Origin of the sequence: Legionella sp. km772 (assembly GCF_003989735.1) — a bacterium.
Taxonomy (GTDB): Bacteria; Pseudomonadota; Gammaproteobacteria; order Legionellales; family Legionellaceae; genus Legionella.
The window spans coordinates 1-5,064 of the sequence record NZ_RZGQ01000182.1; the positions used below are offsets into that span (position 1 = coordinate 1).

Genomic DNA, 5,064 nt, shown 5'->3' on the forward strand with positions numbered 1-5,064 from the left:
GGAAAATCAAATAATCACTATAAAGATCAAGCATATCCATTTAATTCCCTCCCTAAAATTAAGGGCGGAATTCTAATGCTTTTTAGTCAAACTACAAGTTTATGTGCGTAACATGAGTTAGAAATAATTCAATTGGAAAATGTTTTAAAATTTGCGCCAGGATTCTTATATTGGAAAGATCTTAATAGCGTATATTTGGGGTGTAATGACGAATTTGCTCGGCTGGCCGGATTAAATGATAGGCGACTCGTCAAGGGAAAAACCGATTTTGATCTTATATGGAAGGACAGAGCAGCCAGTTATGTGGCAATAGATCAGGAGGTCATGCGCTCAGGTGTGGCTCAATTAAATCACATAGAAATAATAGTTATTACCAATGACAAAACCATAACCGCTATCACCAATAAAGTTCCATTAAGGGATCAAAACAATCAAATTGTAGGCATCATAGGCATAACAACTGATATCACTCATCAAAAGGAAATTGAATCAGCATTGAGTGTTGCCAAGTTACACGCTGAAATGGCGAATAAGGTCAAAAGTGAATTCATAGCCAACATGAGCCACGACATCAGAACGCCACTGACCGGGGTGATAGGAATGTCAGAGATCCTGGAGCAAACCTTGGAAAATCCCGAAGCACGAGAAAGAGCACATATGCTGCATAACAGCGGAGAAGAATTGCTGCACATGTTGAATGACATCATTGACGACGTCAAAGCAGATCATACAGGAGAGCAAGAAGTTCAGGAATCCGCTTTTGAATTGAAGCACTGCATAGAAGAGTTAATTCGTCTGGAGTCACCGGCAACAACCTTGAAAGGACTGGGCTTAAATGTCTCGATAGCGTCTAATGTACCGCAGTACATTAGAAGTGATCGCAGGAAAATTCATCGTATTTTGCTGAATTTGTTAGGCAACGCGATAAAATTCACTCAATCTGGTTCCATTACTCTGGGTATAGAGTGCTTGTACCATGAGGGCGACAATGTGCATTTAAAATTCAGTGTGTCGGACACCGGTATAGGCATTCCAGAGGAATTACAAGGCCAAGTATTTCAACGATTTTTCAAAGTCAGCTCATCATATAAAGGCATTTACGCAGGTCATGGCCTTGGATTGCACATTGCACAAACCTACGTCACTTTACTAGGTGGTCACATCACTCTAACCAGCACAGTGGGAGTGGGAACGACTTTTAATTTTGATGTGCTCTGTGTTGAGGGTAAGCCACCTAAGGCTCTGGAGAAACAATCATCATCTACTTCTTTCTCACTAAATCCAACTAGTGAGGCTCGGCATTTGCTGTTAATAGAAGATAATTTAGTTGCATTGAAAACACTGGAAGCCATGATGCAAAAAAATGGCTATACCATCACCTCAGCCATGAGCGCTGAAGAGGCATGGGAATTGTTGCAACATCAAACCGTTGATGTCATTGTCACCGACATAGGTCTACCCGGGATGTCAGGTACAGAGTTTAGCAAGCTGGCGCGGGAGAGCCAGTTAAACATACCTATTATCGGTCTAACAGGCCACGCGAGAATTGCGGCGCTGCAAGTATGTCTTGATTGCGGGATTAATGAAGTATTAAGTAAACCCGCAGAACCAGAGATTTTACATAGACTGATACAAGAGTTAACGCACTCCGCCTCACGACGCATAAAACCAAAGGAACAACAGACAGCCAAAACACTCTTGGGCTTAGATTTACCAGAGGTAGAAGAAGAGCTTTTTCAACTCGAAGCACTGCCTTTGTTCAACGAGGAGTCTGCCCTGCAACAAATCCCTGATAGATCTTTACTTATCTCCCTTTTAAAGACTTACTTGTCTGATGCTATACAGCAGGACATCACTGAGATGCAACATTGCCATGAAAAGGGTCTATGGGAAGAAATCGAAAAGCTTGCCCATAAAATCAAAAGTGGTGTCACCTATCTTGGAACCAGAAGAATGCATATCGCCTGTCAGTATCTTGAGCGTTATTACAAAGTCGGGCACAGGGACCTTTTAGAGCAACTTTACCGGCAGCTAATTCTTGTAAATAACCAAACCATCCAAGAGTTGACACGTTGGCTTGATGAGCAGAACTAATCCACCCACCGTTAATATAGTTTTCAAGCTTCAATTAGAGAAGGTACTAGACTCGCTCATGGTATCGTATCAGTGACAAGTCCGAGTATCTGCCCAATTAATGTCAATTTGAATCTATCATCTAAGGCATGCTCTATGTCCTTAATCACACCATCGGCCTCATGTAAATCTCTTAAAGAATAGCCAACAGTTATGTGGGGATAAAAATGATTGGGATCCCATGCATTTTTATCCCCGCCATTTTTGACAAATTCTTCATAAATTTTGTGTCGAATTTTCAATAGGTTAGTTGATTTAATGATAATAAAATAGGTTTCTTCCACCCTATTATTAATCGGTAATGAGCCTTTACCTAAGCCCAACACATTCAAATCTGAATCCTGAATATAATTCTGCACTGCAATTTCTTCCATTCTATCGATGCTGATAAATGGTTTTAAGATATAAGTATATTCCGGCGGGGTTATCACCGTAATGTGGGCCTCACCATTTTTATTCCACTCGGTAAAAAAACGCAGTGGGTAGTGCAAATATAGAGAAAGCCTATCCCTAATTGCTTTCACTGGTATATGCTGAATATTCATCGCAAGCGCAGTATCAAAAGCCCCCTCTCCACGATGAGATTCAAAAGATAAACTGTCATTTAAATAAATACTTTTCGATAAAGGTAGCTCGATGGTTGCGCATGCATTACTAAGGGGAAGTAAGATCAAAAGAAAGATTGTTTTCCACATTTTTAAGACCCTAAAAATTTAGATATATAGTTATATTGCCATGTATTTATGATTGCAAATAATAATAATTTTAAATTTGGTTATTTATCCTGAATACCCTGTTGAGGATTTACAAAAAAATCTGGACGAATGGATTTATTATTATAATAATGAACCTAATCCTCAGGGAAAAATTGATAGCCCTAAATTCGACTTAACAGATTTCTAAAAAATCGGTATGTTAGATCTATTTTGAACTAGTACTTCTCAAATTAAAAAAAGGATTTCAAATGTCTTTATTTTTACTTATACAAATTATATTCATGGCAATTGGCATTATCTTTCTAGGAATTGCATTAAATATGCTTCGTCCACGAGAAGAAGAGCAAGCCCGGGTTCGTGATTTATTTCTTCTTTATTTAATTATAGGGATTGTTCTTATTTTTTTCCCTTTTATACTCGAATACACTGGTTTAATAATAAGATAAGCAATATCAAATCATCCTCATGGAGGATTAGCTCTTTCCATAGCGTTCGATCTGCTCAATGTTTAGTTCGATGGTTCTACATATCACATCCAGATTAAGACCTGTATCACAGACATTAAAGGGCTCCTCTAATTCCTCGGAAAGTATTTCTAAACCTAATAAAATATAAATCATCATTAGCATCATTGGAACGATTAAGAGGCCGAAGGTATTTAGCCAGCCAAAAGGAAACATTAAGGCGTAGAAAAGTAAGGCTTGTTTAACAAAATAAGCAAAAGCTGGAGGCATTCTTGTATTAGCAATACGCTCACATCCCCCTATCATATCGATTAGATTAGCTACATGGGACTCTAAAAGAGCACATTGTTGCATTCTATCTAAACTACCATCACGAAAACTATTAATAATACCGTACATACGCTGGGTTATCAGAACGACGGGGCTTATATTCTTATCACTTTCTAAGCCTAAATCTTTTAACTCTTTTTCCCAAAGACCACTATCTTTACGCAAATTAGCTTTAATAATAATTGGTAATTTACTCAGTAAGCGATAAAAATCAGGATAGTTTTCTAGTCCAAAATAAGTATCAAATTTTAGTGCTAAATTCCTACTGTTATTAACAATTGCTCCCCATAAGGTTCTCCCCTCCCACCAACGAGAATAACTGGAGTTCACACGAAAGCTGATTATAATGGTTAAAATAAAACTGAAAATAAGATGAAATTGACCTAAATTGTGGCGCGTTATATGTGGAAAGACTACAACTACAATTATTTCATACAAGGAGATTACTACCATTATAGGTAATAATTTCCGAAATACCCTTTCCTTATAAAATAAGAACAAATGAGGAACCCACGTTAAAAGGTTGTATGTTTTTTTAGCCATGGATAATCTATTTTCCTTATAAATAGTATGTACACAACGACCTATATTAATAGTACATGATATTAGGCCTTATTACATCTAAAAGTAGTTTATCTCCTTAGTTCTTACCGTAGTTACCCTAGATTTAAAATGAACTCATTTAATTTATACTGACATGAGCTAAACTACTGATTAGCGCCATTACTACTAATTTACTGAATACCAGGAAACATGTCGATGCATAAGGAAGGTTATGAATAACTCAGAAGCAAGAGTTAAAAAAGTATTTGACTGTTGGATGCAAGACAGAATTTCTACTCAAGCTGCAGCACTAGCTTATTACACTATTTTTTCTTTAGCGCCAATTATATTAATTTGTATCTCTATCATAGGGATTGTCTATGGGAAGGAAGCCGCCCAAGGACAAATATTAGCTCAAATAAAAGGTTTAATTGGTACGGAAGCTGCTCGACAAGTACAAGAAATAATAGTTGGAGCAAATAAACCCATTACGGCTTGGTGGGCAAGGATAACAAGCGTCATAGTGTTATTGTTTTCTGCATCAGGAGTATTCAGCGAAATTCAAACGGGATTAAATTTGATTTGGGGTGTAAAAGCTAATCCAAATAAGGGATGGCTGGGAATTGTTAAAGCACGCTTTTTTTCTTTCGTCATGGTTTTCGGTGTTGCTTTTTTATTATTAGTTTCTCTTATAATCAGTGCTTTGATTAGCCTGTTTAGCAGCTACTTAAACCCGTTTATCGGCAATAATATTCTTATTGACTCATGTTACGCACGGTCAATTTTAAGCTGCCATATTTTTAAGCTCCTGCCAAGCAATCTGGTTCGCTCTAAGAATCAATTTGTACTTAATAGCAAAGTGATTTAAATGAGTTTTT

At 37.4% G+C, this 5,064-nt stretch carries 5 protein-coding genes; 3 read left to right on the top strand and 2 right to left on the bottom strand.

Features of this window, described 5'->3' with window-relative positions; all coding sequences use genetic code 11:
- Positions 1-132 precede the first annotated feature (132 nt).
- Positions 133-2,094, top strand: coding sequence for a PAS domain-containing sensor histidine kinase (locus tag ELY15_RS13205; protein ID WP_127100799.1), 1,962 nt, complete (start codon positions 133-135; stop codon positions 2,092-2,094).
- A 56-nt stretch (positions 2,095-2,150) separates the two neighbouring features.
- Here ELY15_RS13205 and ELY15_RS13210 read toward each other — a convergent pair whose 3' ends face one another.
- Complete coding sequence (locus ELY15_RS13210) at positions 2,151-2,828, bottom strand: hypothetical protein (protein WP_127100801.1); 678 nt, start codon at positions 2,826-2,828, stop codon at positions 2,151-2,153.
- A gap of 341 nt (positions 2,829-3,169) precedes the next feature.
- Here ELY15_RS13210 and ELY15_RS16595 point away from each other — a divergent pair, with 341 nt between their 5' ends.
- Entirely contained in the window at positions 3,170-3,295 is a 126-nt protein-coding gene (locus ELY15_RS16595; protein WP_255411110.1) for a hypothetical protein, read from the top strand.
- Positions 3,296-3,322: 27 nt separating this feature from the next.
- Here ELY15_RS16595 and ELY15_RS13215 read toward each other — a convergent pair whose 3' ends face one another.
- Positions 3,323-4,186: a bestrophin family ion channel gene (locus ELY15_RS13215; protein ID WP_127100803.1), complete on the bottom strand. Its 864-nt coding sequence runs from the start codon at positions 4,184-4,186 to the stop codon at positions 3,323-3,325.
- A 232-nt stretch (positions 4,187-4,418) separates the two neighbouring features.
- On the opposite strand from ELY15_RS13215, the gene ELY15_RS13220 reads away from it, so the two are divergent.
- Positions 4,419-5,054, top strand: a complete 636-nt coding sequence (locus tag ELY15_RS13220; protein ID WP_127100805.1) for a YihY/virulence factor BrkB family protein — start codon at positions 4,419-4,421, stop codon at positions 5,052-5,054.
- Positions 5,055-5,064 lie beyond the last annotated feature (10 nt).

Coding starts and splice junctions, on each gene's coding strand:
- ELY15_RS13210 (WP_127100801.1), bottom strand. CDS start 2,828: ATGTGGAAAACAATCTTTCTTTTGATCTTACTTCCCCTTAGTAATGCA.
- ELY15_RS16595 (WP_255411110.1), top strand. CDS start 3,170: ATGCTTCGTCCACGAGAAGAAGAGCAAGCCCGGGTTCGTGATTTATTT.
- ELY15_RS13215 (WP_127100803.1), bottom strand. CDS start 4,186: ATGGCTAAAAAAACATACAACCTTTTAACGTGGGTTCCTCATTTGTTC.
- ELY15_RS13220 (WP_127100805.1), top strand. CDS start 4,419: ATGAATAACTCAGAAGCAAGAGTTAAAAAAGTATTTGACTGTTGGATG.